The organism is Thioalkalivibrio sp. ALMg9 (assembly GCF_000380625.1).
Taxonomy (GTDB): domain Bacteria; phylum Pseudomonadota; class Gammaproteobacteria; order Ectothiorhodospirales; family Ectothiorhodospiraceae; genus Thioalkalivibrio; species Thioalkalivibrio versutus.
The window spans coordinates 104,348-128,696 of sequence record NZ_AQYC01000009.1 but is presented as its reverse complement, the minus strand read 5'-3'; the positions used below and the strand labels follow the sequence as shown (position 1 = coordinate 128,696).

The window sequence follows — 24,349 nt, the reverse complement described above, 5'->3', positions numbered from 1 at the left end:
CTCGGCCGAGGCCGCGCAAGAAACGTGACGTTCCTCGCGCAAGCCCCGAAAGACACGCTGACAGCGGCCTTTTCAGACGAGAAGAACCGGTCTCAGGAAAGCGCCGATCAAGACCCCCGGTATCAGCTCCATTCACTGCGACGGCGTCGGGCGGGAATCCGCGTAAGCACGATCCCGAGAATCACCGAGCCCACCGTGACCAGCGCTCCGGTCATGAACCACTTGCGCTGACTGTCCGCCTGCATCACCTCGACCTGACGGCGATACTCGTCGGCGGAGTCGCGGGCATCGATCAGGTTCTCTTCCAGGCGGCGATTCTCGCGCTGGATTTCCTGCGGCCGCGAGGCGATATCACGCAGCTCTTCCAGCTCGGTTTCCATCTCCGCGAGCTGTGCCTGCAGTTCGTCACGTTCCGCGGTCAACGCATTGCGCCGATCCAGCAGTTCCGCGATCCGGCCCTCCTGGTCATCCGCCCCGGAGCGGATCTCGGCCAGCTCGGCCTCGACTTCGGCCAGGCGCTCGCGCGAATGCGGCTCGTCCTGCAGGTAGCGGGTCAGGATCCAGGCCTCGCTGCCACTGGGCAGGCGCACCCGACTCCAGCCGTCACCGGACTGCTCCATCACGGCCACGGGCTGGCCGGCGCGCACGGCACTCACGATCCGGTGCTGGTTCGACGGACCACCCCGTGCGCCAACCTCCAGTTCCTCGCTGACGTACCGGGTCTGCTGCGCAGCCGCGCCGCCCCAGGCCACCATCAGCAATCCGCCCAGAACCAGCACTACCACGCGCATCGGCCACCCATTCGTCGTCATGTCTTCTGCCATCTCTTGATTCGTCAGGGATCAACGGCGCTGCATTCTACAGCGGTATCCGCGCAGCGCGTGCCAGGCCACGCCAGGGGTTGATCGAGTTCACATAACGATTGCCGCGAGCCTTACAAGAACTGCTCCCGCACTACCCGCGACGGAAACGTGAGCAGGTCAAACGCCATCGGCGCCAGTCGGCGGATCTGCGCCGCCGTCACCGCCAGCAGGTACAGGACCCCGGCCAGCACGGCGAGCAGCAAGCTCAGAAGTCCACCCAGCATCACTCGGGTCGCCTGCAGGACGCCCACCAGCCAGATCGGTGCCAGCGCCACGATCAGCGGGATCACCAGCCCCAGGATCGCCCCCACCGACTGTTCGAACAGATCCAGCGTCACCGGGGGTGCCTCGCCCCCTGCCAGCAGGGTATCGACCATTTCCTGGCGATAAGCCACCCACTCCAGGTGGAAACCGCCAAACCCGGAGACCAGCGCCAGTGCGGCCAATGCCACCGCAGCCACCACCACCAGGGCGCGGCGCACGCCCTCGCTGCCGTCCATCAGGGATTGTGGCAAGAGCCGCGAGACACCGCGCGCCTCGGCCAGCAGCCAGCCACAGACCGCGGCCGCCCCCAACAGGATCACGACCACCAGATCCGGAAAGGCCACGCCGCCGGCCTCCATGGACGCCGGAAATTGCGAGCCCAGGGCCGGGTCGAACAGGCGCTGGTACACGATCACTGCCACAGCCGTCAGCGCCAGTCCGGCTGCGCCCAGCAGCCACTGGCTACCCGCCTGGGCATACGCCGGCCACTGTCGGTGCGCCGGATGGTCGCGGCTCTCGCAACGAGTCAGACCATTGTCGAGACGTTCGCCCTGGCGCTGCAGGTCCGCCAGTCGCCGGTGAACTTGCTCCAGGCGCCCGGTCAGCTCGTGCAACGGGGCCTCCATGCGGCGGCGCGCCGACAACAGGCCACGGGCCATCTGGCGGTGCTCCTCCATACCCAGGCGAGCGATGCGCAGCACCGTTTCCTGCATGTCCTGCGCCAGACGCTGCCCCTGCGGGCTCTCGCCGACGGGCGTGCTCACCAACGCCTCCAGCCGGCTGACCCAGCCCGGCTCGGCGGACAAGCGCCCCTCGTCGCGGGCGTAGGCGTCCTCCAGCTGGCGCAGCGTCTCGTGGACCTGCTGGCGCAGATCGGGGATCTCGGCCAGATCATGGCCCACCAGCCGAGCGTAGCGTCGCTCCAGGGCATGCACCGCGACATGGACGCGCTCCGCCTCCAGCCTCGCCAGATGCGCCTGGTGCCAGCGCTGAGCCGCATCGCGCAGATGCAGCACCTGGCGCCGCAGGGCACAGACCAGGCGCGTAATCCCACCCGTCAGGCCCACCAGCAATCGCCGCAGCGGCCGTCGCGCCAGATCGAGCACGATAATCGCGACAACAACCCCCACTACCCACAGCATTACAGTGACCGCCACGACGACCCCTTGCTTATTGTTTTACGGCATGGTCGGTGCCCGCACCCTCCAGCGCAACTCGGACCTCCGCCTTCGCGCTCCGATTATGTCGCAACGCCTCCACGCCTGCCGGCGCGCGGAGGGATCCGTACTCAAGTTTGCGGCGCCGGCGCCGATATCCGGATTAAATCCCCGGAGACTTCGCGATGCTCAGCCTCGACCTCCTGCCGGCACCCGCACCGGCCCGCACCGAGAACCCCGCCTGGCTGGATGCCGGGTTCACCGCCGGCTGGCTCCCGGCCTTCCGCGACCGCCGCACCGGCGAGGTCCATGCGAGCCATCTGGATGACGGGCGCCTGGCCTGCACGCACATCCTGGATACCGTGCCCGCGCCCTGGGTCTCCGAACGCGACGGCAAGGGGCGCCCGACGGCCCTGACCGCCGACATCCAGGCCGGCTACCTGCGCGGCGATCGCTTCTTCACCCTCGCGGAACTGCTACGGTATCCATCCGACGCCTGACGACCGGCCCGTCAGCGCCACCACGCCCGCCGCAATTGCTTTTGCGCGCGGGTTTCGGTCCAATACCGGCCTTTTCCCCGAGCGGCGCTCCCATGCAGAAGAATCAGTACGATCGCGACGAACTCCTGGCCTGCGGCTACGGCGACATGTTCGGCCCCGGCAACGCCCAGTTGCCGGTCCCCAACATGCTGATGATGGACCGCGTCCTGGAGATCAACAGCGACGGCGGCCAGTACGGCAAGGGCGAGATGATCGCCGAACTGGATATCAACCCCGACCTCTGGTTCTTCGCCTGCCACTTCCCCGGTGACCCGGTCATGCCCGGCTGCCTTGGGCTCGACGCGATGTGGCAGCTGGTCGGCTTCTACCTGGCCTGGCTCGGCAACCCGGGCCGCGGTCGCGCCCTCGGCGTGGGCGAGGTCAAGTTCACCGGCCAGGTCCTGCCCACCGCGAAGAAGGTCACCTACCACATCGACATGAAACGGGTGATCTCGCGCAAGCTGGTCCTCGGCATCGGCGACGGCATCGTCAAGGTCGACGGCCGCCCGATCTACGAGGCCCACGACCTCCGCGTCGGCCTGTTCACCTCCACCGAAAACTTCTAACCCCACCGGCACCCGCCCGACCCCTACTTACTGCCATTAGGCCCGGGCTGGCCCCGGTTCGTCGCTGGTGTTTTCGGTGGCTCCGGTCCGCCGCCTGCCGGTTGCTGGCTGGCCATGGTTCGGCGCTAGGTGTTTACGTGCCTTCGTCCGGCCGCCTGCCAGGCGCTGACTCGCCAGCGCACCGCGAGGTACTTCTTTGCTCGTGCAAAGAAGTACCCAAGAAACACGCCCGACTGCCGCGACCCCGGCCCGCTGCGCGGGCCGGGGTTTCCCTCGCTCCGAGGCTTTTCGCGGGCGGCGCTGAACTCGCTGCGCCTGCGGCTCCGCTCAGACATCCAGCGCCCCGTGTCTATTTAGAATCGTCCCGCGAAAAGCCTCTCCACTCGGCGCGACGACAACGGGGAGGCAGGTCCAAACAAGGACTATCCCAGCGTTCTTGCCAGTGGATGATGGCTAGGTCTTCGAGCATCTTCGGCACGCTCGGCCTTTGGCCATGACGTGCCGCGCCCGCGAAGCGGGCGCCGGGGGCTTTCGGGCGGCGATGCCTATGGTTAGGCAGAAGCGTGGGATACGGTTGGTTTTGACCTTCCCCTCCCGTATGGAGCCCCTTGCGGAAGGGTTCTCGGGCCGGAAGAAGGCGCTGGATGTCTGAGCGGAGCCGCAGGCGCAGCGAGTTCAGCGCCGCCGGCCCGAGGGCCCTGGAGCAAGGTTCCCGGGCGGAATCCGGGTGCCCTTCTTTGGGTACTTTCTTGGGCAAGCAAGAAAGTACCTCGCGGTGCGCTCGCGAGAGAGCGCGTGGCAGGCGGCCGGACAGAAGCCACCGTAAACACCAGACGATTAACCAGGCCCGGCCATTCGGCTCGAGAAACCGCGACAGTCACCACTCGATCAGTCCTTTCCGGGCGCCCCGCCAAATGCATCGCGCAGCCAGCCACGCAGGGCATCGAAGCCATGTTCCGCCTGCTCCAACGGCGGCAGCATCCCCGACACGAAGCCGCGCGCCCGGAACGGCTCCAGTAATTCCGGATCGCCCGAGATCACGTGGACCGGTACCGCCCAGCTGGCGTCCTGACCGGTAATCAGCGCGGCCGCCGGGTGATCGCCCAGCATGAAAAACAGCGTTTCCTCATCGGCAAACCGGGCGGCGTAGGCCCCGGTCACCTCCAGCGAGTAGCGCACCGACTCCGCGTAGTACTCGCGCACGCGACCAAAGTCCCGCCACAGCGTCTCCGGCGCGGGCCCCTGGTCGGCCCACTGGTCAAAGATCGCGCCATCCCCGATCGCATCCCAGTCCTCCAGCACCGGCAGGATCGGCGTCCAGGGCGCATGCGAACTGACCAGCGCCAGCATCGCGAACACCGGGTCTTCCGACGTCGCGCGCACCTCGCGGTCGAAGAACGACCAGGTGTACTGGTCCGGCATCGTTACCCAGAAGAATGGCGGCCCGGCGTAGTCGAAGTCGTGCTTGCCCACCATCCGGTCCCAGCCGAACCACCGGCCCTCCGGCCAGTCAAGCTGGATCGCCGGCGCGAGCATGGCCGTGCGGTGGCCGGTCGTCTGGAAATCCTGCACCAGGGTATCGCGGGGCTCGGCCTGCAACGCGTCGTAGTGCCCGGCGTAGCGCACCTGCAGACCCGACAGCAGCGAGGCCTGCGCCAGCCAGGATTGCCCGCCGGCGATCGGCGCCTCCAGCACGCCGGTCACCACGTGCAGGCCCGCGGCGTCGAGATCGTCGCCGATCGACTCGAGTCCCGGCACGATCACGGGCGCATAGCGCTCGTCGAAAACGGCGGAGACGCCATAGGACTCCACCAGGCCCAGGATCACGTCGACCCCGGCAAGTCCCGGCAGCGGTTGTGCCCCGGCCTGCTCACGGCTTTGCTGCAGCCGCGCACGAAAGGCCCGGTTCTCCGCGATGGCGGCCTGCCCCGCCGCGATCTGCTGCTGCACCATCCCAGCCGCCGGCGCGACCGTTCCGGCGGGCGCCACGTCGCGCATGCCGGCGGCCGTACCCACCAGGCCAAGCGCCAGCAGCCCAACGGCAAGGGGCAGCGGCACCCGCCGCGCGCCTGCGGCACGGCTGCCCAGCGCATACAGCCCCCGAGCCGCTCCCCAGATCACCACGACCAGCCCGGCGATCAGGACGATGCCCAACAACACGGTGGCCACCCAGCCGAGATTCCCGGTCACCAACTGGTACACCGCATCCAGCAGTATCCAGTCCTGGATCAGGTTGAGCGGCCGGTTCAGACTGGCCCGGGTCAGGGCATCGAACAACGCCAACACCACCAGCGCCAGCAGGAGCCCGCCCGCCAGCCACGCCAACCCCCGCGCCAGCCGGCCCGACGGCAGAAGCGCGAACAGGCCCACCAGCAGCACGGCCTCCCAGGCCAACCAGTACGGTGCAAGCCCCGCGTAGCGCGGGAGTTCCAGACCCAGCAGCACCGCATTCAGCGCAACAAGGGTCAGCAGCAATCGCAGCATCGGCGCCCCGGAATCAGCGCCGAGCCGAACCGAAGGTCATTCGCTGCATCACGCCATCCCGACGCACGCGCCAGTGGAACAGCGCCACCGCAATATGGCCGAGCGCCAGGATCAGGATGGCCATCCCCAGCGCCTGGTGCCAGCCGAACAGGATCTCCGAAAGGGCTTCGTTTTCCGGGAACAAGCCCGGCAGGATCAACGGCCCCAGCTGGACCGGATAGCCCCCGGCCGCGGTCGCCCACCACCCGATCACCGGCATCACGATCAGCAGGACATAGAGCAGCCCGTGCACCACCTCCGAGCCAATCCGCTGCCAACGGGCAAGTGCCACCGCGTAGGGCGGCTTGCCATGACGCAGCCGCAGCCCGATGCGCACCAGCATCAGTGCCAGAATCAGCACCCCGAAGCTCTTGTGCCAGGTGTAAATGGTGTTGGTCGCATCCTCGCCGAAGCGCGCCTGCAACCCCTCGAAACCGAACCAGCCAATCGTCCCGCCGAGACTCAGCGCGCCCAGCACCAATACCGCCACCAGCCAGTGCACCACCCGCTGGCCCCGACTGTAGCGCGGCCAGACACCGGAATCGTTGGTTGTTTGCATGTCGAAGACCTCCTCGTCGCTTCCTTCCCAGCGTAGCAGTCCACTCCGACGGCCGAACGCCGTGAGTACCCCCAAAGGTGTTATCCGAATGGTCGTGTCGTGACGGTTCCACGCTAACCTTGCAAGGATGAACCACACACCCCGTCCCGCGCCTTTTCGACCTCAAGCGTTCGAACCCGGCGGTATCCGCTGCCTGACCTTCGACCTCGACGACACGCTGTGGCCGGTGATGCCGGTCATCCATCACGCCGAGGCACGCTTCTATGCCTGGCTTCGTGAACAGGCGCCCGAGGTGTGCGAGCGCTTCGGTCCCGATGCCCTGATCCAGGCGCGCACGGCCTTCATGCGCGCGGCCCCCGACCACGAGCGCCACGACCTGACCCGCCTGCGCAAGCGCTGGCTGCGCGAACTGGCCGAAACCTGTGGCTGCTGCCCGGAGCGTCTGTCGGGTGAAGGCTTCCAGGTGTTCTGGGAGGCGCGCAACGAGGTCACGCCCTATCCCGAGGCCCAGAATGTGCTGGCAACCCTGGCACGCCACTTCCGCCTGGGCGCGATCAGTAACGGTAACGCGGATGTCTTTCGCACACCCCTGGGCCGACACTTTGATTTCGCCATCGCCGCCGGGGAGGCCGGGGCCGCCAAGCCCGATCCACGCATCTTCCACCAGGCCCGCGAACAGGCGGGCGTAACGCCGGACGCCATCCTGCACGTCGGGGACGACAGCACCGCGGACGTCCTGGGAGCACTACAGGCCGGATTCCGCGCCGCCTGGTTCAACCCCGACTCGCTCCCCTGGGAACACGGTCACCCCCGCCCCTGCCTGACCCTCGGCCGCCTCGGCCAGCTGCCCCGGCAACTCGGCATGGAAGCCTGAGCCAACCCGGCCACGGTCCGGGATTGGCTTTGGTCCGCGATTCTTCCAAACTGCGCCCATGATCCCGACCGCCTCCCCGCGTCCATGAAGCTCCTGTGCGTGGGCGACATCCATCTGGGCCGACAGCCGTCGCGCATCCCGCCCGCGGTGGACGAGGCGCTCGGCATCGCAAACCTCGGCCCGGCCGCTGCGTGGCGCCGCAGCGTCGACTATGCCGTGGAACAAGGCATCGAGGCAGTGCTGCTGGCCGGCGACGTGGTCGAACAGGAGGACGACTTCTACGAGGCTTACCGCGACCTGAGGGCGGGTGTCGAGCGCCTGACCCAGGCGGGCATCCGGGTACTCGGCGTCGCCGGCAACCATGACGTCCAGGTCCTGCCGCGGCTGGCCGAATCCCTGCCGGCCTTCGAGCTGCTGGGGGCCGGCGGGCAGTGGGACACCCGCGAGCTGCGCGGCCATGATGATCAGCGTGTACGGATTGCGGGCTGGTCGTTCCCCGAAGCGCGCGTAACCACCAGTCCGCTGGAAGGCGATTTTCCCGCCCCCACAGACTGCCCCACCGTCGGGCTGCTGCACTGCGATCGTGACCAGTCCCGCAGCCCGCACGCCCCCGTGCGCAGCAGCGACCTGGAGGCCGCCCCGGTTGAGGCCTGGCTACTGGGCCACATCCACCGCCCCGATCCGCTCGCCGCGCCCCGACCGATGGGCTATCTGGGCTCCCTGACCGGCATGGATCCGGGCGAGCCCGGCCGCCATGGCCCCTGGTGTCTCGAAATCACCCCGGGCGGCGACCTCGCGATCGAACAGATTCCATTGGCACCGCTGTCCTGGCATACCCTCGAGATCGCCGTGGATGGCCTGCAGCAAGCGGCCGATATCCACCGCCGGGTGACCGAGGCACTGGGAGCCCTCCATGCCGAGCTGGAGACCTGGAGCCACAGGCCTGCGGCCGTCGGCTGCCGCCTGCGCTTGACCGGACGCAGCGATCAACGCCATGCGCTGGAGCGCAGCCTGTACGCCGACGACCCGCGCGCCACCCCGCAGGACCTCGGCGGCCGTTTGTATTTCGTCCATGACTGGCGCCTGGAGGCCCTGCCCGCCCTGGACCTGGCGGAACTCGCCGCGGGCAGCGACCCCGCCGCATTGCTGGCCCGCAAGCTGCAGTTGCTGCAAGGCCCGGACAACGCGACCCGCCGCGAACTCCTGGAGAAGGCCCGCGACCCGCTCGCCCAAGTGATTCATGACCCGCGTTATCGCGCCCTCGCCCCCGACGTCCCGGATGACGAGGCGATCGCCCGCCACCTGGAAGCGGCCGCCCTGCACGCCCTTGACCGGCTGCTGCTCCAGCGCGAGAGCGAAGCGTGAGGGCCGCATGAGACTGGACTCACTGGATATCGTCCGTCTGCCGGGCATCCATCCGGGGTTCCGCCTGGATGCCCTGGGGCCAGGCGTGAACGTGGCCATCGGGCCCAACGCGTCCGGAAAATCGAGCCTGGTGCGCGCCTTGCGAGCCGCCCTGTATGCCCAGGAACTGCGCCAGACCGGAGTCCACATCGAGGCGACCTTCGTCGATGCCCAGGGCCCGTTACAGGCCCATCGGCTGGGGACCGACTTGTCCTGGTCCCGCAATGGCGAACGCGTCGAGGCGCCCCCACTGCCGGATCATCGCTTCATCGACTGCTACACCCTGCGCATCGAGGATCTGCTGAACGCCGACCACGGCACCGAGCAGGAGATCGGCCTGCGCCTGGCCCGCGAACTGGCCGGTGGCTACGACCTGCCCGCCCTGCGCGACGATCCCGCGTTGGCCCTGAAGACGACCCACGCCCGTAGCGAGTCCCAGGCGCTGACGGCCGCGGAACAGGAACTGCGCGAACGCCGTCAGCAGCAACGCGGCCTGCAGCACGACGAACAGCGCCTGACCGACCTGAAGGCGCAACGCCAGCAGACCCAGCGCGCTGCCCACGAGGCCGATCAGTACGAACGCGCCCTGGACCTGCTGGGGGCCCGACGCGAACACCGGGAGCTGGAGACCCGGATGGCGGCCTTACCTGCCGGTCTGGACCGGCTGCGCGGCGACGAACTGCAACGCCTCGCCCCACTCCAGGACGAGTTGCGGCGCCTGGAACACGAACAACAACAGGCCCGTGAACGCCTGGAGGACGCCCGCCAGCGCCGCGAGGAAGCCGGACTGGCGGATCCCGAGCTGGATGCGGATTGCGTGGACGATCAACGCCCCGTGGTCCGCAGGCTGCTGGAGCTGGAGAGGGGGCTGGAGCAGACGACAAGGGAGCTGCACGCGGCCCAGGCGACACGGCACCAGGCAACCGAAGAACTGGGGGGCACGCCAGAGGCGGCTCCGGACCTGGACCCCGCCACGCTCCACTCGGTGGAACAGTCCCTGGAGACCCTGCGTGGGCTGCAGGCCGGCATCGCGCAACGGGAAGACGAACTCGCCTCCCTGCCTCCGACAGAGGACGCCCTGCCCACCCCCGACACACTGCGCCGCGGCCGCGACGAGCTGCTGCACTGGCTGATGTCCCCGCGCCCCACCCCCTGGACCGGCCTGCGCCGGGTCGCCGCCGGGATCGCCCTGCTCGCGGCGGGCGGCGCCATTGGCACAGCGACGTTGCTGGTACACCCCGCCTTCGCCGTACTCGCGCTCCCGGTCGCCTGGGGCGCCTACATCGCCGCTCGCCCGGCGACCGACAACATACCCCGCGAGGCTGCGAAGGCACGCTTCCGCGATACCGGTCTGGCGCTGCCCACGGACTGGACGGCCGACGCGGTCCGCGAGCGCCTGGCCCACCTGGAGCGTGAACTGGAAACCGCGGAGGGCGCGCGGCGAACAGCGGAGCGCCGCGCCCGACTCGAACGGCAACTGCAAGAGCGGCGCGCCGCCCGCGACCGGGAAGAGGGGCGTCTGAAGGACATTGCCCGGCAGGTCGGCTTCGACCCCGCCTGCATGGATGCCTCGCTACAGCGCTGGATCCACCTGACCGCGAACCATGACCGGGCCCGCCAGGCCGTGAACACGGCCCGGGCGGAGCAGGAACGCCTGACAGCCGAGCTGGAGGCGACCCGGGCACCCGTCATGGCCTTTCTCACCCAATATGCCGTGGCCCCTCCGGACTCCGAGCCTTCGGCGGATGCCCTGGCCCAGCGGCTGGACCGTCTCGCGGCCCGGCTGCAGACGCGGGACACCGCGCAGCGGGAGGAGAAGGCCGCCCAGCGCGAACTCGAACGCCTGCAAACCGACGCGAACCGCACTCGGGAGCAGATCGCCGCCCTGTACGCGGCGACCGGCCTGGAGAATGACGATGAATCGACCCTGCGCGAGAGGCTACGCCTGTGGCCCGACTGGCAGGAGCTAAGCGAGCAACTGGGTAATGTGCGCGAACGTGAACGCGAACGCCGCCGCCACCTCGAGGACCGCCCGGACCTACTGGAGGCGGTCGAGGCCGATGCCGCGGAACCCCTGGAATCGCAACTTCAGACCCTGCGTGACCAGGCGGCGGAGCGCGACCGGCTGAGCGAGGAGATCGCCCGCATCGAAGCGGCCATCGACCGCGCCGGCCATGAACGCCAGCTGGAAACCGCCCGCGCCCGCCGCGAACTCGCCCGCGACGCCCTGAACCAGCGACTCGACCAGGCCCTGTTCGCCACGGCCGGAAACTTCCTGCTGGACCAGGTCGAGATGGAACACGAACAGGCGGTGCAGCCCGCCGCCCTGCGCCAGGCCCGCGAGTGGTTCCGGCGCTTCACACGGCATCACTACGAACTTCAGTTCTCGCCCCATGCCTCGGCCCGGTTCAGCGCCCGCGAGACCGCCAGCGGGGCCACCCGGTCGCTCAGCGAACTCTCCAGCGGGACGCGGATGCAGCTTCTGCTCGCCGTACGCATCGCCTTTGCGCTGGAGGCCGAACGCGGGCGCAGCGCGCTCCCGCTCATCCTCGACGAGGCGCTGGGCACGGCGGACCCGGACCGCTTCCGGGCAGTGGCCGAAAGCCTGCAGGCACTGGCCCACGAGGCCGGCCGCCAGGTCTTCTACCTGACCGCCCAGCCCGAAGACGCGCGTTACTGGCAGGCACAGGAGTCCAGCGTCGAGATCATCGACCTGGCCGCACGCCGCTGGGGACAGCAAGCGCTGGGTAGCCACGAGCAGCTGGGCCTTCCGGAACCCGAAGCGGTACCCGCCCCCGGCAGCGACGCGCCCGAGGACTACGCGCAGCGGATTGGGGGCATTCCCCTGATCGACCCCTGGCAGGATCCGGCCGGTATCCATCTGTTTCACCTGCTGCGGGACCGTCTGGAACTGTTGCAGCGTCTGCTGGAGCTGGGGGTGGATCGCCTGGGCGCGCTGGAATCCCTGCTACAAGGCCCCGCCGACTCCCTGCTGGAACCCCCGGAATGCCAGACGCTGCAGGCCCGTAGTGAGGCCGCCCGCGCCTGGACTCGCGCCTGGCGCCAGGGTCGCGGCCGTCCGGTAGACCGCGAGGCCCTGGAGGCCTCCGAGGCGGTCAGTGCGACCTTCATCGACGCCGTCTCCGACCTGGCGAAGCAGCTGAACGGCAACGGCGAACAGCTCCTGCGCGAACTGGAGAACGGTACGGTCAAGCGCTTCCAGAGCAGTGCCCGCGAACGGCTGTCCGAATGGCTCACCGACAACGGCTATATCGACCCGAACACAATCCTGACCGAGACCGAGCTCGAACACCGCCTGATCGCGACCCTCAAACCGCACCATTCCACACCGGAGCGGGCCATCCGCGAAGGCCAGGCCCTGGCCCGCGCCCTGCAAGCCGGCTTGCACCCGCCCGCCTGAACCGCACGGGGACGAAAACGCCAGGCACCTCCTTGCCCTTCTTCGGGCGGTCGCCCCCACGGCGATGTTTCGGTGCTATTGTGGAGAGACAACGCTTCGTGACCCCGCCTCGCTGGCGACACCCCAATGGAGACCCTGCTGCCCTATGGCCAAACCGAACTACCAATACGAAAAGCGCCAGCGCGAGCTGAAGAAAGCCGCCAAGCAGGAAGAAAAACGCCAGCAGAAACGGGCACGCAATCAGCCGGATGACCCGTCCGGCGCCCCAGAGGACCCACCCCATGAAGACCATGGATCGTAAGCGCGACAGCAAGAAGAAGGCCGAAAAGACACTGATGGAGAAACGCACCGCCAAGGCGGAGAAGCGCAAACCCAAGATCTTTCTGCCCTGACCCACCCGTTTTGGAACGCACGACGCCGGCCTCCGGGGTTCCCCCAGGTCGGCGTCTTTCGTTTCGCCAACCCCGTACGCGCTTATGAAAATCCCCAAGATCCTCCAGCCGCTGATCGAAGACGGCGTCATTGATGCTGTCCTCGGGCAGCTGCAAAGCGGCAAGGAGGCGAACATCTACCTCGTCCGCAGCGGGGGTGCGACACGCTGTGCCAAGGCGTACAAGGAAGCCAAGCATCGCGGCTTCCACAAACTGGCCGAGTATCAGGAAGGCCGCAAGGTCCGCGGCAGCCGCGATGCGCGGGCCATGGCCCGACGTGGGCGTCACGGCCGCGAGGTCGAGGAGACGCAGTGGAAGAACGCGGAAGTCGAGGCGCTCTACCGCCTTGCCGACGCGGGCGTTCGAGTGCCCGTCCCCTACGGCGTATTCGACCGCGTCCTGTTGATGGAACTGGTGCTGGACGCCGACGGCAACACCGCGCCCCAGCTGCACGAAGTCGAGCTGGACCCCGAGACAGCACGCGAGTGGTTCGCATTCATGATCCGCCAGATCCAGCGCATGCTGTGCGCCGGCCTGATCCATGGCGACCTGTCCGAGTACAACGTGCTGGTGGACGCGCACGGACCCGTCATCATCGACCTCCCCCAGGCCGTCAACGCCGCCGGCAACAACAGCGCATTCCGCATGCTGCAGCGGGACGTGAACAACATGCGCACAACCTTCGGCCGCGCGGACCCCACGCTGCTGGAGACGCAGTACGCCCACGAGATGTGGGACCTGTTCGCCAACGGTGACCTGACGCCGGAAACACCCCTGACGGGGCACTTTGTGCACAGCGAAGAGACCCCCGACGTGGATGGGGTGCTCGACGAGATCGAGGATGCGCGACTGGAGCACGAGGCCTTGCTGGCCGCCCTCGACCCGACCCACCCCGACAACCAATAGGCGACTGGGTGCGCGATCCCCGAACCGGGTCCTGACGGAAACGGAAGCTCCGCAACGATCCCTTCACCTGCGAGCTGGCTTCCGCGCAGGCAGGCGGTAGAAGCCCGCTTGCGCGTTACACGCGGGCCGTGCCCGAAAAAAGGCGTCCACGCGGTCCAGGTCCTCGGGGGTATCCACGCCAGGCGGGTGCGCCTCGGCCCGGCGACCGACCTGGATCCAGGCCCCCATGTCCAGCGCGCGTAGCTGTTCCAGCTGCTCCAATTGTTCCAGCGGCGCGGGCGGCTCGGCACTCATGCGCCGCAGGAAGCCGGCGCGGTAGGCATAGAGCCCCAGGTGCCGGATGGCATGGTCGACCGAGGGCGGCTGCCCCGCCCGGCGCGCCTCGCGGTCCCAGGGGATCGGGGCGCGCGAGAAATACAGGGCCCGGCCGTTGCGGTCGGTCACCAGCTTCACCTGGTTGGGGTCGGCCAGATCCTCCGCGCAGCGGATCGGCACGCCCAGGGTGGCCATATCCGCTTGCGGGGTCTGTTCGAGCAGGGCCGCCAGGTCATTCAGCAGCGCCCCCGGGGTGAGCGGTTCGTCGCCCTGCAGGTTGACCACGATGGACTCGTCGCCCCAGCCCTCGGCGGCGGCCACAGCCGCGATGCGGTCGGTGCCGGAAGGGAGCGCGGGATCGGTCAGGAAGGCCTCGACCCCGCACTGGCGCGCCACCGCCAGGATGCGTTCGTCATCCGCGGCGACGATCACGCGAGTGGCGGCGCTCTCCTGCGCACGGCTGATCACATGCGCAATCAGTGGGCGCCCGGCCACCGCAGCCAGCGGCTTGTCCGGCAGACGGCTGGAGGCCATGCGTGCCGGGATCACCACAACGAAGCCCGTCATGCGGATGCTCAGGCCTCGCGCCAGCGTTCCTTCTCGTCTTCGGAGAGACTGCGCGCCTCGTCCTCCAGCATCACCGGGATGTCGTCCCGGATCGGATAGGCGAGACCGGCGGAGACGGAGATCAGCTCCTGATTCTCGCGATCGTACTTGAGCGGACCCTTGGTAACCGGGCAGACCAGAATATCGAGCAGACGCTTGTCCATGCATTACCCCAGGTGTTTGAGCCGACTGACCGTCTCCAGACGCGCGAGTAGCGCCGGCTCGAAAGTGGTTGGCAACCGGGCCGCGATCGGCCAGTACCAGTGATTATCCTGCGCAAACGACCGGCATTTTACGGCATCCTTCTCCGTCATCAGAACCGGCAATTCGTCATCGAAGCGGATCTGATGCGGCAGGAAACGATGGTGATCCGGAAACGGATGCCGGATGATACCGATCTTCGCCGCTTCCAGGGTGCGGAAGAAGCGCTCCGGATCCGCGATCCCGGCGATGGCGTGGGCATCGCGCCGCGCAAAGCGGTGGGGCTTGCGCGCCTCCTCCGCCCCGTCCACCCGCTGCAACCGACTGGACGGGACCAGTTCCATCGGGATCTCGCCGGGACCCGGCTCGCCACCGGTCACGATCACGAAATCGGCCCGTTCTCGGGCCCGCTTCGGCTCCCGCAACGGCCCCGCCGGCAGACAAAGCCCATTGCCGAAGCGGCGTCTCCCGTCGACCATCAGGATAGTGATATCGCGCGGCAGGCGGTGGTGCTGCATGCCGTCGTCGGCGATCACCACGTCCACACCCTGATCGGTCAGCGCCCGCGCCCCGCGCACCCGGTCGCGATCCACCTGCACCGGGACGCCCGTGCGCCGGGCGATCAGCAACGGCTCGTCACCCACCACCACCGGATCGGAATCGGCCGTCACCGCGATCCCGGCCACATCCCCACGCCCGCCATAGCCGCGACTGACAATGCCGGGGTGATAGCCAGCGGCGCGCAGGCGCTTGGCCAGCCACACCGTCATCGGTGTCTTCCCGCTGCCACCCAGGGTCAGATTGCCCACCACGATCACCGCGCGCGCCGGGATGGAGATATCGCGCCGCGCCTGCTCCTGCCGCTGACGGTTCCACTCGGCAAGCCCGGCGTAGGCCAACGACAACGGGAACATCGCCGCGGCGAACGGCCCGCGCTGGCTCCACTGATCCCACAACCGGGCGCTCAGCCACGCCTGAAACGACCCCATGACTACCAGTCCCAGACCTGCTGCAGAACAGCATCGAAATTGGCATCCACCTGGCGCCGCTCGTCCCAGAAGCGCCGCCGCGCCGCATCCCCCTGCTGACGCCGCGCGGCCGGGTCGGCGCTCAACCGCTGCCAGGCCTCCAGTACCGCGGTGGGTTCGCCCAGAACCGGGCAGGGCAACGCCGCCGCCGGGGCCTCGCCCAGGCTCACCGCCGCCCCGCCGGCCAGGCCCTGCCACAAGGCCTGGCGATCCGAGGCCGCGAGATGCACCGCATGGGCGGCACTGGCCGCAGCGGCAAACCAGCGTCGGTCATCCAGATGCAGGATAGTCCCTGGCGCCAACGTCGAACGATCCCAGGCCGAGACCGCCAGATCCGCGCCGGGCAGCCCGGCCTCGGTCGCATCCCCGCGCAGGCTCGCCAGCAGGATATCGCTCTGGCCCCGGCCAGAGGCCTGCCAGGCCGTGCGCCAGGCGGGCCACTGCTCCGACGTGCCGTGCCACCACCACAGGCGCTCCACGTTCCCCCCGACCAATGCGCGCAGGACCACATCGGCCTGGGCCTCGACAAATCGCGCCTGCGGGTCGGCGGGCGCCAGGGCCGCTTCGAACGCGGCCTCCGGCCACGCCTCCGCCCCGGCCGGATCAACCGGCCAGTGGCGCACGACCGGAGGCACTGCCCGGGCGGGCGGCTCGGTATTGACCGCGATCACCGGGACCTCGGCCGCCTGCAGGAGGTTCACCGGGGCCTGACCGCCGGCCAGCAGGATGCCGTGGGGCTGAAAACGATCGAGCACCCGGCGCACCACCCGCGGACGGTCACAGGGGCCATAGCCCACGCCCACCTTGCGAAACGGCTGCATGTGTCGTTCAAAGAGTTCCGGGTAGTCCTGCTCGAAGGTCAGGACGATGCGTACATCCTGGCGCTTGTCGCGCACCGCGCCGAGCAGTTCGATCCCCAGGCGCACCTCCTCGGGCGTGCCGCCGGCCTTGATCCAGACCAGCCGCCCCCGCTCGTCGGGTGGCGTCAGGAAGCCCCGACGGGCCCGCGCACGGTTCCCCTCACCGCGACGATAATCGCGCCAGGTCGCGCCCCAGACCGCAAACCGCCGAGCGCCGTAACCTCCTGCATCACCCCGCATCCCCCACCTCCTCGCGGCAGGGGACGGTCTCGGGCACAGAGCCAGGCTCGACGTGCTGCGGGTGGTACGCCTCAGTCGTCATCGGCGGCGTCACCCAGGGTGGCGATGGAGACCGAGGTGATACCCAGGCGGCCGACGACATCCAGCGCGCGCACCACCGACTGGTGGGTGGCATTGGCGTCCGCGCGGATCAGCACCGGGTCGTCCTCGCGGCCCTCGCGGGCCTCTGAGAGCACACGCTCCAGGGTCTCGGCGCGGCGGTTGATCAGTTCCTGGCCGTTGATGAAGTAGTTGCCGTTCGCGTCCACGATGATGTCGATCCACGCGCGCTCCACGGCCTCGGCCTCGCGGTCGGCCGAGGGCAGGGTCAGCTCGATATCCGCGTGCTGATCGAACGTAGTGGAGACCATGAAGAAGATGAGCAGCAGGAACACCACATCGATCAACGGCGTCAGATTGACGCCGGGCTCTTCCTGCCGGCTTGGCGTACGGAAGTTCACGCCTTGGCCCCGCCCTCGACCGCACCGGCCTCGCGTTCGCCATGGATCACCTCGACCAGCTTGGTGGCCTCCTGCTCCATCTCCAGCACCAGTTCGTCAATGTGGCCACGGAAGTAGCGATGAAAGGCCAGCGCGGGGATGGCCACGCCGATCCCGGTCGCGGTGGTAATCAGGGCCTGCGAGATGCCACCGGCCAGATCGCGCGGGCTGCCGACGCCGATCTCGGTGATCACGGTGAACACCTCGATCATCCCGACCACGGTGCCCAGCAGGCCCAGCAACGGGGTAATCATCGAGATCGTGCCCAGCGTGTTCATGTAGCGCTCGAGCTCGTGGGCCACGCGGCGGCCAGCCTCTTCGATGCTCTCCTGGGTGATCTGGCGGGCGCGGTCATGGGTCGCGAGACCCGCGGCCAGGATCGCGCCCAGCGGGGAACCCGCACGCAGACGCTGGATATCGTCCAGCTTGAGTCCCTGCGTGCGCATCTGTTCCCACACCGAGGTCAGCAGGCGCGGCGGCACGACCCGCGAGCGGCGCAACGTCCACAGCCGCTCCAGCACGATGGCCACGGCCAGTACAGAACACAGCAGGATCGGCAGCATCAGCCACCCACCCGCTTGTACGATCTCCAGCATGCAATTCCCCTAAAGTATCGAAGCGCGTCAGGCGCGCCGGAACACGGCCATGGATTCCACGTGCGCAGTGTGCGGGAACATGTCCATGATCCCGGCCCGCTCCAGGCGATAGCCATGATGATGCACCAGGCGCTCGGCGTCACGGGCGAGCGTCGCCGGGTTGCAGGACACATAGACCAGGCGTTCGATCCGCTGCGGCGCCAGGGCCTCGATCACCGCGGCCGCGCCGGTACGCGGCGGGTCCAGCAGCACCCGGTCGAAGTCCTCGCGCAACCAGGCGGCGCTCTTCAACGCCTCGACATCGTCCAGGTCTGCGCGCTCGTAGCGGGTATTGGCGATGCCCTGGTCACGGGCATTCGCACGCGCCCGCGCCAGCATCGCGTCGTCCACCTCGACGCCGACCACTTCGCCCTCGGTCACGGTCCGTGCCAGCGGCAGGGTAAAGTTGCCCAGCCCGCAGAACAGGTCCAGCACGCGGTGCCCCGGTTGCAGGTCCAGCGCCTCCAGGGCCTGCGGCACCATCTTGCGGTTGATCTGCGCGTGCACCTGGATGAAATCGGTCGGCATGAAGGGCACCGACACGCCGTAGTCCGGATGGCGGTAGATCAGCGGCTCGATCGGCCCGGCCAGCGGCTCCACCGTGTCCGCCCCGCCCGGCTGCAGATACACCTGGATGCCCTCGGCCTCGGCCCAGGCGGACAGGCGCTCAGTATCCGCCTCGGACAGCGGATCAAGGTTGCGGAAGATCAACGCCACGCGCTCGTCGTCATCCACCGCGACCTCGATCTGCGGCAGGCGATCGCGCGCCTCCAGCCCGTCCATCAATTCGCGCAGCGCCTGGATACGCCCACCCACTGCCGGGTGCAGCACCTCGCAGTGGGTCATCTGGGCGAGATACGGGCTGCCGCGCTCGCGAAAGCCGACCAGCACCCCGCCCTTCTTCGGCACGTGCTTGGCGCCCAGCCGCGCAGTGCGGCGATAACCCAGGGTGTCGGCGGTCAGCGGCTCGAAGCGCGCCTCCGGCGTCACGTGGCCGATGCGTTCCAGCGCGTCGAACAGGGCCTGTTCCTTGATTTCACGCTGGGTCTCGACCGAGGCGTGCTGCAGCTTGCAGCCACCGCACAGGCCAAAGAATTCGCAGGGCGGCTCGACCCGGCCCGCGGCCGGCTCCAGCACGTCGACCACCTCGGCCGTATCAAAACGGCGCTTGCGCCCGGTCTGCACCGCCATCACGCGCTCGCCCTTCAGCACGCCGTGGATGAAGCAGGCCTTGCCCTCGCGACGGATCACGCCCTGGCCGTCCAGGGTGACCTCCTCAATCCGGGCCTCGAACGGGGTCTTGTCGATGCGTGCCATCAGGTGTCGGTCCCGGCAGGCTGCCAGGCGTCGAGGAATTCACGGTGGTGCGCCGCACCACTGCCCTCCAGGTACTCGGCCAGTTGCTGTTGCCGGCTGGCCAGGGCGGCGTCGGTCAGGTTGCCGCGCATGTATTCGAAGCGCAGCCAGACCAGGTAGGTGTTCAGCACGTCGTGCTCGACGTAGTCGTGGATCTCGGCCTGACGCCCGTCGCGCCAGGCCGGCCAGACCTTCGAGCCATCCATACCCAGCTTGCCGGGGAAGCCGAGCAGGCTGGCCATCATGTCGAGGCTGGTGACCGCGCGGCCCTGGAAGCCCGCCAGCACGTCCATCAGATCCACATGGCGCCAGTGGAAGCGCGACAGGTAGTTGTTATAGCGAAACTCGCGATCGTCGTTGCCCTGCTCCCAGTAGCGCGGGGCCTGCACGCCGTTGACCAGCGCGCGGTAATGCAGCACCGGGAGGTCGAAGCCGCCGCCGTTCCAGCTAACGAGCTGTGGCGTGCGCTTGTCGATCACGTCAAAGAACTGCCGCAGCAGTTCGGCCTCGGAGGGCGTCTGGCCGTCCTCGCCCTCGCGGCCGAAGGCGGAGAGCTTCAGCGCATCGCCGCCCTGATAGAGCACGCCGATCGACACGATGCGATGCAACGGATGCTTGAGGAACTCGGAGCCGGTCTGGGCACGGCGCAGCGCGAACATCGCCTCGGCGACCTCGTGATCGGCGAGCCCCTCGAAGTCGTGCAGACGGCGCGCGCCCTCGATGTCCGGGACCGTCTCGAGATCGAAGATCAGGACCGGGGCACTCATGCGGGGAACACGCCGGTGGAGATGTAGCGGTCGCCGCGGTCACAGATGATCGCGACGAAGGTCCCACCCTCGGTCTGCGCCGCCAGCTTCAACGCCGCGGCCACCGAACCACCGGAGGAGACCCCGGCGAAGATGCCTTCTTCACTCGCCAGCCGGTGCATGGTCTCCTCGGCCTCCTCCTGGGTCACGTCCACGGTCTGGTCCACCCGCGAGGCCTCGAAGATGGTCGGCAGATAGGCCTCCGGCCAGCGCCGGATGCCGGGGATGGACGCCCCCTCGGCCGGCTGCACGCCGACGATCTGCACCTCCGGATCGCGCTCCTTGAGATAGCGCGACACGCCCATGATGGTGCCGGTAGTCCCCATCGCGGAGACGAAGTGGGTCACCGTGCCCTCGGTGTCGCGCCAGATCTCCGGCCCGGTGCCGATGTAATGCGCATCCGGGTTGTCGGGGTTGCCGAACTGATTCAGCACCCGGCCCTTGCCCTCGGCCTCCATGCGGTCCGCCAGGTCACGCGCGCCCTCCATGCTCTCCTCGCGCGAGACCAGCACCAGCTCGGCGCCGAAGGCCTTCATCGAGGCGCGGCGCTCGGCCGACATGTTGTCCGGCATCACCAGGATCATGCGATAGCCCTTCATCGCCGCGACCATCGCCAGCGCGATGCCGGTGTTGCCGCTGGTCGCCTCGATCAGGGTATCGCCGGGCTGGATGTCGCCGCGGCGCTCGGCCGCCTGGATCATGTTCAGCGCGGGCCGGTCCTTGACCGAACCGGCGGGGTTGTTGCCCTCGAGCTTGACCAGCACGGTGGACGGCAGATCCGCCGCCATGCGCTGCAGGCGCACCAGCGGCGTATTGCCGACGAAGTGCTCGAGGGTCGGGAAGGATTCCGGGTGCAGGCGTTTCTTCATGCGCGCAGAGTATAACGATCGGACCCGATCCATGCCCATGCATGCTCGCCCCGTCATCGCGTGGAACACCGCGACGTGGCGATCCCCCTCTGAAATCACCGGATTCCGACGGCGTGCGGCATTCCAGAGATTACTCGCTACGCTCGCCGTTCAGGCCAGCCTGTGGCCGTTCAACGCGCTTCGCGCCTTTGTGCCACGGCCCCTGCGGGGCCTTGCAATGACGGTGCTCGCAACAATGTCAGTGGCGACTCCACGCTGCACATCGCAAAGGTACGGCATTCTGCCTAAGCTAGAGCCATGCTCGTATTGCTCGAATACCTGATCGTCACTTTCCTCGCGGTGTTCGTCATCGTGAATCCACTGACGACCGCGTTCATCTTCACCGCAATGCTGCCGCGCGCCTCCGAGGAGAAGCGCCGCTCCACCGCCCTGCGCTCGGTCAAGGTCGCCACGGCCCTGCTGTTCGCCTTTGCCCTGCTGGGCGGGGTGATCTTCCAGCTTTTCGGGATCACGCTGGCGGCGTTCCGTATCGCCGGCGGCATCATCCTGTTCGGCATCGCGATCGGCATGATCCGGCAGAAGGCGGCCAGCGAGCGCGAGACCGCCGAGGAGGTGAAGGCCGACAAGGGGCAGGTGACCGAGGACATCTCGGTCATCCCGCTAGCCATCCCGTTCATGAGCGGGCCCGGGGCGATTGCGACGGTCATGATCCTGACCAGCGAGGCCCCCACCATCTATCACCTGGTCCTCGTGTTCCTGGCGGTGCTGGCCTGCATGGTCGCGTGCTACTACGCGATGGTCCATTCGCGCTATCTGGTGAAATTCCTCGGGGATACCGGCAAGGACATCCTGACCAAGGTGTTCGGTCTGATTCTCGCGGTCCTGGCCGTGCAGTTCGTGATCAACGGGGTCAGCGACGCCGCCGTCGGCTTCCTGCTGGATACCCAGATGCTCGACGGGACCGAGATCGAGGACCCGCGCCTGCCGCCGCGCGAAAACGATTGAGCCGGCGCGCCGGCTATCCCTTCGCCCCGGAGACCCAGGCGCGCAGGGTCGCGATATCCACCACCGAGCCTTCCAGTGCCGGACCGGCCAGGACCGTCGCGGGCTGATCCGCCTCACCGAACCCATCCAGCACGGCCAAGGCGCCATCAAACGCCTGCTCGCGGGTGTAGTCGTTCGTCGTGACCACGACCTCCAGCCCCGCCCCGCGGGCGGAACGCACGCCGTTGTCGGAGTCCTCCAGGGCCAGACAGGCCTCCGCCGGCAAGTTCATCGCCTCCAGTGCATGGGTAAAGATATCCGGAGCCGGCTTCTTGGCCGGCACGATGTCGCCGGCGGAGATCACCTCGAAGCGGTACGGGCCCTCGCTTCCGAGCGTGGCCTCCAGCAGGGCCGTGACGTTCTCGGGTGTGGTGGTCGTGGCGATCGCCAGGCGCAGACCCTCGGCCTCCGCTTCGTCCAGCAACCGGCGCACCCCCGGCCGCAGCGGGATCGCGCCGGTCTCAAGCAGGGCCACGTAGTGCCGCGTCTTGGCCGCATGCAGCTCGCGAATACGCGCATCGATCCCCGGCTCGTTCAGGACCTCGGGATGGTCCTCGGACAGGTACTGGCGGATGCGTTCCTTGCCGCCGGTCACGCGCAGCAACTCGCCGTAGCGCGCGATGCTCCAGTCCCAGTCCAGGCCCGCATCCGCGAACGCCTTGTTGAAGGCGACGCGATGACCGTCGCGTTCAGTGTCCGCCAATGTGCCGTCCACATCGAAAATCAGCGCCTGCAATTCCGTCATCCCGTTATTTCCGCCTTTTCCCGTATCTCGCTGAAAAACCGGCCGCGAGCCGGCACATTCCCGGCATCCAGCCGAGACCAGGCACCAACAGTCATGGCACGGGACTTGCCCGGCCCGCCCGACTCTGGTACTAAGTGCGCCTCATTTTTCCAGCCGGAGAAAGCCCGCATGGCTGCTGACGAAAAGACCGACAAGCCCTCCACCCAGCACATGGTCGCCGGGGGCATTGCGCCCTACGAGCCGAAGCCGGACGAAGATTACATGAATCCGGATCAGCTCGAGCATTTCCGCAGCCTGCTGCGGGCATGGCGCCAGGAGCTGGCCGAGGAAGTCGATCGCACCGTGGGGCACATGCGCCAGGACGCGTCCAACTTTGCCGATCCGGCCGACCGCGCCACCCAGGAAGAGGAGTTCGGCCTGGAACTGCGCTCCCGCGACCGCGAACGCAAGCTGTCGAAGAAGATCAACGAGGCGTTGCGCAAGATCGACACCCACGATTACGGCTACTGCGAGACCTGCGGCGTGGAGATCGGCATTCGCCGCCTGGAGGCCCGCCCGACGGCCACCATGTGCATCGACTGCAAGCAGCTCGACGAGATCAAGGAAAAGCAGCGCGCCTGATCCCGGCCGGGCCGTGACGGTCACGCCCGAACGGATTACCCGGGCCGACCGCTATGTCGGCCGGTTTGCCCCTACCCCTTCCGGCCCGCTGCACGCGGGCTCCCTGCTGGCCGCCGTCATCTCCTGGCTCGATGCCCGGAGTACCGACGGCCGCTGGCATCTGCGAATCGACGATATCGACGCCCCCCGGGTTCGCCCGGGGGCGGCCGATGCCATTTTCCATGCCCTCGAGGCCTTCGCCCTGGTCTGGGATGGCCCCGTCACCTGGCAAAGCCAACGCGGTCCCGCCTATCAGCGCGCCCTGGACACCCTGTTGACGTCGCACCTGGCTTTCCCCTGCGGCTGTACCCGCAAGGACCTGGCCGCGCGCGGGCGGCCGGGCTGGGAAGGGCCGATCTATCCAGGGACCTGTCGCCACGGCCTGCCGCCCGAACGCGAGCCACGGGCCGTGCGTGCCCGGGCGACCACTCGCTACTGGACGATCGCGGATCGCTTTCTGGGTACGGTCGCCTTCGATCTGGAGGCACTCGGAAGCGACTTCGTGATCCGCCGTGCGGATGGCATCGTCGCCTACCAGCTCGCCACCGTGGTGGACGACCTGGACCTGGGCGTAACCCGCGTGGTGCGCGGGATCGACCTGCTCGGCTCCACCCCGCGCCAGATGCAACTCTACGAGGCGCTGGGCGCCACCCCACCGGCCTATGCCCACCACCCGGTCCTTGTCGCGCCCGGCGGCGACAAGCTGGCCAAGGCCACCGGAGCCGAGGGCATCCACGCGGATACCGCCCGGCGGCAGCTGGCCGACACCCTGACGGTGATCGGCCTGGCCCCGGGCGACGCCCAGGCACCCGACGCACCGGAGGCCCAGCTGGCCGAAGCCCTGGAGCGCCTGCAGGGACACACCCTCGGCGACCACCTGCCATTGCCGGCGGCACTGCCCGGGGCCGCGCGCGCGGTGTAGACTCGCCGCATGCTCT

Annotated in this window: 23 protein-coding genes and 1 pseudogene; 10 read left to right on the top strand and 14 right to left on the bottom strand. The window is 68.3% G+C overall.

Annotation, left to right across the window (positions count from 1 at the left end; translation table 11 throughout):
- Positions 1-122: 122 nt before the first annotated feature.
- Positions 123-824, bottom strand: coding sequence for a TIGR04211 family SH3 domain-containing protein (locus F792_RS0109765; protein WP_018169434.1), 702 nt, complete (start codon positions 822-824; stop codon positions 123-125).
- Between the two features lie 110 nt (positions 825-934).
- Positions 935-2,269: a hypothetical protein gene (locus F792_RS0109760; protein WP_018169433.1), complete on the bottom strand. Its 1,335-nt coding sequence runs from the start codon at positions 2,267-2,269 to the stop codon at positions 935-937.
- A 200-nt stretch (positions 2,270-2,469) separates the two neighbouring features.
- Between F792_RS0109760 and F792_RS0109755 the strand changes: the two genes are divergently transcribed.
- The 3 genes and pseudogenes from F792_RS0109755 to F792_RS15110 all read left to right on the top strand — a co-directional run bounded on the left by F792_RS0109755 (position 2,470) and on the right by F792_RS15110 (position 4,041).
- Complete coding sequence (locus F792_RS0109755) at positions 2,470-2,784, top strand: hypothetical protein (RefSeq protein ID WP_018146068.1); 315 nt, start codon at positions 2,470-2,472, stop codon at positions 2,782-2,784.
- Between the two features lie 92 nt (positions 2,785-2,876).
- On the top strand, positions 2,877-3,389 hold the full coding sequence (fabA, locus tag F792_RS0109750) for a 3-hydroxyacyl-[acyl-carrier-protein] dehydratase FabA (protein WP_018146069.1): 513 nt from the start codon (positions 2,877-2,879) through the stop codon (positions 3,387-3,389).
- Positions 3,390-3,835: 446 nt separating this feature from the next.
- Positions 3,836-4,041 (top strand): annotated as a pseudogene (locus F792_RS15110) (hypothetical protein).
- Positions 4,042-4,277: 236 nt separating this feature from the next.
- On the opposite strand, the gene F792_RS0109740 reads toward F792_RS15110, so the two are convergent.
- Positions 4,278-5,873: a hypothetical protein gene (locus tag F792_RS0109740; protein ID WP_018169431.1), complete on the bottom strand. Its 1,596-nt coding sequence runs from the start codon at positions 5,871-5,873 to the stop codon at positions 4,278-4,280.
- Between the two features lie 13 nt (positions 5,874-5,886).
- Positions 5,887-6,471 (bottom strand): cytochrome b, encoded by a 585-nt coding sequence (locus F792_RS0109735; protein WP_018169430.1) that lies wholly within the window; start codon positions 6,469-6,471, stop codon positions 5,887-5,889.
- Positions 6,472-6,598: 127 nt separating this feature from the next.
- Here F792_RS0109735 and F792_RS0109730 point away from each other — a divergent pair, with 127 nt between their 5' ends.
- The 4 genes from F792_RS0109730 (at position 6,599) to F792_RS0109710 (ending at position 13,507) form a co-directional block, all read left to right on the top strand.
- Positions 6,599-7,345: an HAD family hydrolase gene (locus F792_RS0109730; protein ID WP_018169429.1), complete on the top strand. Its 747-nt coding sequence runs from the start codon at positions 6,599-6,601 to the stop codon at positions 7,343-7,345.
- A gap of 84 nt (positions 7,346-7,429) precedes the next feature.
- Positions 7,430-8,710 (top strand): metallophosphoesterase, encoded by a 1,281-nt coding sequence (locus tag F792_RS0109725; RefSeq protein ID WP_018169428.1) that lies wholly within the window; start codon positions 7,430-7,432, stop codon positions 8,708-8,710.
- 7 nt (positions 8,711-8,717) lie between these two features.
- Positions 8,718-12,170 carry an AAA family ATPase gene (locus tag F792_RS0109720; RefSeq protein WP_018169427.1) on the top strand — a complete coding sequence of 1,151 codons (3,453 nt, stop codon included), beginning with the start codon at positions 8,718-8,720 and terminating at the stop codon, positions 12,168-12,170.
- Between the two features lie 476 nt (positions 12,171-12,646).
- Positions 12,647-13,507, top strand: a complete 861-nt coding sequence (locus tag F792_RS0109710; protein WP_018169426.1) for a PA4780 family RIO1-like protein kinase — start codon at positions 12,647-12,649, stop codon at positions 13,505-13,507.
- A gap of 63 nt (positions 13,508-13,570) precedes the next feature.
- On the opposite strand, the gene kdsB is transcribed toward F792_RS0109710, so the two are convergent.
- The 9 genes from kdsB to cysM all read right to left on the bottom strand — a co-directional run bounded on the left by kdsB (position 13,571) and on the right by cysM (position 20,962).
- Positions 13,571-14,389: a 3-deoxy-manno-octulosonate cytidylyltransferase gene (kdsB, locus tag F792_RS0109705; protein ID WP_018169425.1), complete on the bottom strand. Its 819-nt coding sequence runs from the start codon at positions 14,387-14,389 to the stop codon at positions 13,571-13,573.
- Between the two features lie 8 nt (positions 14,390-14,397).
- The gene (locus F792_RS0109700; RefSeq protein WP_018169424.1) at positions 14,398-14,592 is read right to left on the bottom strand and encodes a Trm112 family protein; all 195 of its coding nucleotides are present in this window, start codon (positions 14,590-14,592) and stop codon (positions 14,398-14,400) included.
- Positions 14,593-14,595: 3 nt separating this feature from the next.
- Positions 14,596-15,618, bottom strand: coding sequence for a tetraacyldisaccharide 4'-kinase (lpxK, locus tag F792_RS0109695; protein WP_018146079.1), 1,023 nt, complete (start codon positions 15,616-15,618; stop codon positions 14,596-14,598).
- A 2-nt stretch (positions 15,619-15,620) separates the two neighbouring features.
- A complete protein-coding gene (locus tag F792_RS0109690) occupies positions 15,621-16,757 on the bottom strand; it encodes a glycosyltransferase N-terminal domain-containing protein (RefSeq protein ID WP_018169422.1) in 1,137 nt (378 codons plus the stop codon).
- A 71-nt stretch (positions 16,758-16,828) separates the two neighbouring features.
- Positions 16,829-17,257, bottom strand: a complete 429-nt coding sequence (locus F792_RS0109685; protein ID WP_018650355.1) for a biopolymer transporter ExbD — start codon at positions 17,255-17,257, stop codon at positions 16,829-16,831.
- Positions 17,254-17,892: a MotA/TolQ/ExbB proton channel family protein gene (locus F792_RS0109680; protein WP_018169421.1), complete on the bottom strand. Its 639-nt coding sequence runs from the start codon at positions 17,890-17,892 to the stop codon at positions 17,254-17,256. Before F792_RS0109680 ends, F792_RS0109685 begins: the two co-directional genes overlap by 4 nt.
- Before the next feature lie 27 nt (positions 17,893-17,919).
- Positions 17,920-19,248: a 23S rRNA (uracil(1939)-C(5))-methyltransferase RlmD gene (rlmD, locus tag F792_RS0109675; protein WP_018169420.1), complete on the bottom strand. Its 1,329-nt coding sequence runs from the start codon at positions 19,246-19,248 to the stop codon at positions 17,920-17,922.
- On the bottom strand, positions 19,248-20,054 hold the full coding sequence (locus F792_RS0109670; RefSeq protein WP_018169419.1) for a 3'-5' exonuclease: 807 nt from the start codon (positions 20,052-20,054) through the stop codon (positions 19,248-19,250). Before F792_RS0109670 ends, rlmD begins: the two co-directional genes overlap by 1 nt.
- Entirely contained in the window at positions 20,051-20,962 is a 912-nt protein-coding gene (gene cysM / locus F792_RS0109665; protein WP_018169418.1) for a cysteine synthase CysM, read from the bottom strand. The genes F792_RS0109670 and cysM overlap by 4 nt, the downstream gene beginning before the upstream one ends.
- Before the next feature lie 297 nt (positions 20,963-21,259).
- Between cysM and F792_RS0109660 the strand changes: the two genes are divergently transcribed.
- Positions 21,260-21,967 (top strand): MarC family protein, encoded by a 708-nt coding sequence (locus F792_RS0109660; RefSeq protein ID WP_018169417.1) that lies wholly within the window; start codon positions 21,260-21,262, stop codon positions 21,965-21,967.
- A gap of 13 nt (positions 21,968-21,980) precedes the next feature.
- Here the strand turns inward: F792_RS0109660 and F792_RS0109655 are convergent, their stop codons facing one another.
- The gene (locus tag F792_RS0109655) at positions 21,981-22,751 is read right to left on the bottom strand and encodes an HAD family hydrolase (protein WP_018169416.1); all 771 of its coding nucleotides are present in this window, start codon (positions 22,749-22,751) and stop codon (positions 21,981-21,983) included.
- Positions 22,752-22,919: 168 nt separating this feature from the next.
- Between F792_RS0109655 and dksA the strand changes: the two genes are divergently transcribed.
- Positions 22,920-23,372, top strand: coding sequence for an RNA polymerase-binding protein DksA (dksA, locus tag F792_RS0109650; protein ID WP_018146088.1), 453 nt, complete (start codon positions 22,920-22,922; stop codon positions 23,370-23,372).
- A 13-nt stretch (positions 23,373-23,385) separates the two neighbouring features.
- Positions 23,386-24,333, top strand: a complete 948-nt coding sequence (gene gluQRS, locus F792_RS0109645; protein WP_018169415.1) for a tRNA glutamyl-Q(34) synthetase GluQRS — start codon at positions 23,386-23,388, stop codon at positions 24,331-24,333.
- Positions 24,334-24,349 lie beyond the last annotated feature (16 nt).

Excerpts from the sequence above, each read along its gene's own strand:
- F792_RS0109655 (WP_018169416.1), bottom strand. The coding sequence starts at position 22,751 with ATGACGGAATTGCAGGCGCTGATTTTCGATGTGGACGGCACATTGGCG.
- rlmD (WP_018169420.1), bottom strand. The coding sequence starts at position 19,248 with ATGGCACGCATCGACAAGACCCCGTTCGAGGCCCGGATTGAGGAGGTC.
- F792_RS0109720 (WP_018169427.1), top strand. The coding sequence starts at position 8,718 with ATGAGACTGGACTCACTGGATATCGTCCGTCTGCCGGGCATCCATCCG.
- dksA (WP_018146088.1), top strand. The coding sequence starts at position 22,920 with ATGGCTGCTGACGAAAAGACCGACAAGCCCTCCACCCAGCACATGGTC.
- F792_RS0109760 (WP_018169433.1), bottom strand. The coding sequence starts at position 2,269 with ATGCTGTGGGTAGTGGGGGTTGTTGTCGCGATTATCGTGCTCGATCTG.
- kdsB (WP_018169425.1), bottom strand. The coding sequence starts at position 14,389 with ATGACGGGCTTCGTTGTGGTGATCCCGGCACGCATGGCCTCCAGCCGT.
- F792_RS0109735 (WP_018169430.1), bottom strand. The coding sequence starts at position 6,471 with ATGCAAACAACCAACGATTCCGGTGTCTGGCCGCGCTACAGTCGGGGC.
- F792_RS0109670 (WP_018169419.1), bottom strand. The coding sequence starts at position 20,054 with ATGAGTGCCCCGGTCCTGATCTTCGATCTCGAGACGGTCCCGGACATC.
- F792_RS0109725 (WP_018169428.1), top strand. The coding sequence starts at position 7,430 with ATGAAGCTCCTGTGCGTGGGCGACATCCATCTGGGCCGACAGCCGTCG.
- F792_RS0109660 (WP_018169417.1), top strand. The coding sequence starts at position 21,260 with ATGCTCGTATTGCTCGAATACCTGATCGTCACTTTCCTCGCGGTGTTC.
- fabA (WP_018146069.1), top strand. The coding sequence starts at position 2,877 with ATGCAGAAGAATCAGTACGATCGCGACGAACTCCTGGCCTGCGGCTAC.
- cysM (WP_018169418.1), bottom strand. The coding sequence starts at position 20,962 with ATGAAGAAACGCCTGCACCCGGAATCCTTCCCGACCCTCGAGCACTTC.
- F792_RS0109700 (WP_018169424.1), bottom strand. The coding sequence starts at position 14,592 with ATGGACAAGCGTCTGCTCGATATTCTGGTCTGCCCGGTTACCAAGGGT.
- lpxK (WP_018146079.1), bottom strand. The coding sequence starts at position 15,618 with ATGGGGTCGTTTCAGGCGTGGCTGAGCGCCCGGTTGTGGGATCAGTGG.
- F792_RS0109690 (WP_018169422.1), bottom strand. The coding sequence starts at position 16,757 with ATGCGGGGTGATGCAGGAGGTTACGGCGCTCGGCGGTTTGCGGTCTGG.
- F792_RS0109755 (WP_018146068.1), top strand. The coding sequence starts at position 2,470 with ATGCTCAGCCTCGACCTCCTGCCGGCACCCGCACCGGCCCGCACCGAG.
- F792_RS0109765 (WP_018169434.1), bottom strand. The coding sequence starts at position 824 with ATGGCAGAAGACATGACGACGAATGGGTGGCCGATGCGCGTGGTAGTG.
- F792_RS0109740 (WP_018169431.1), bottom strand. The coding sequence starts at position 5,873 with ATGCTGCGATTGCTGCTGACCCTTGTTGCGCTGAATGCGGTGCTGCTG.
- F792_RS0109710 (WP_018169426.1), top strand. The coding sequence starts at position 12,647 with ATGAAAATCCCCAAGATCCTCCAGCCGCTGATCGAAGACGGCGTCATT.
- F792_RS0109730 (WP_018169429.1), top strand. The coding sequence starts at position 6,599 with ATGAACCACACACCCCGTCCCGCGCCTTTTCGACCTCAAGCGTTCGAA.
- F792_RS0109680 (WP_018169421.1), bottom strand. The coding sequence starts at position 17,892 with ATGCTGGAGATCGTACAAGCGGGTGGGTGGCTGATGCTGCCGATCCTG.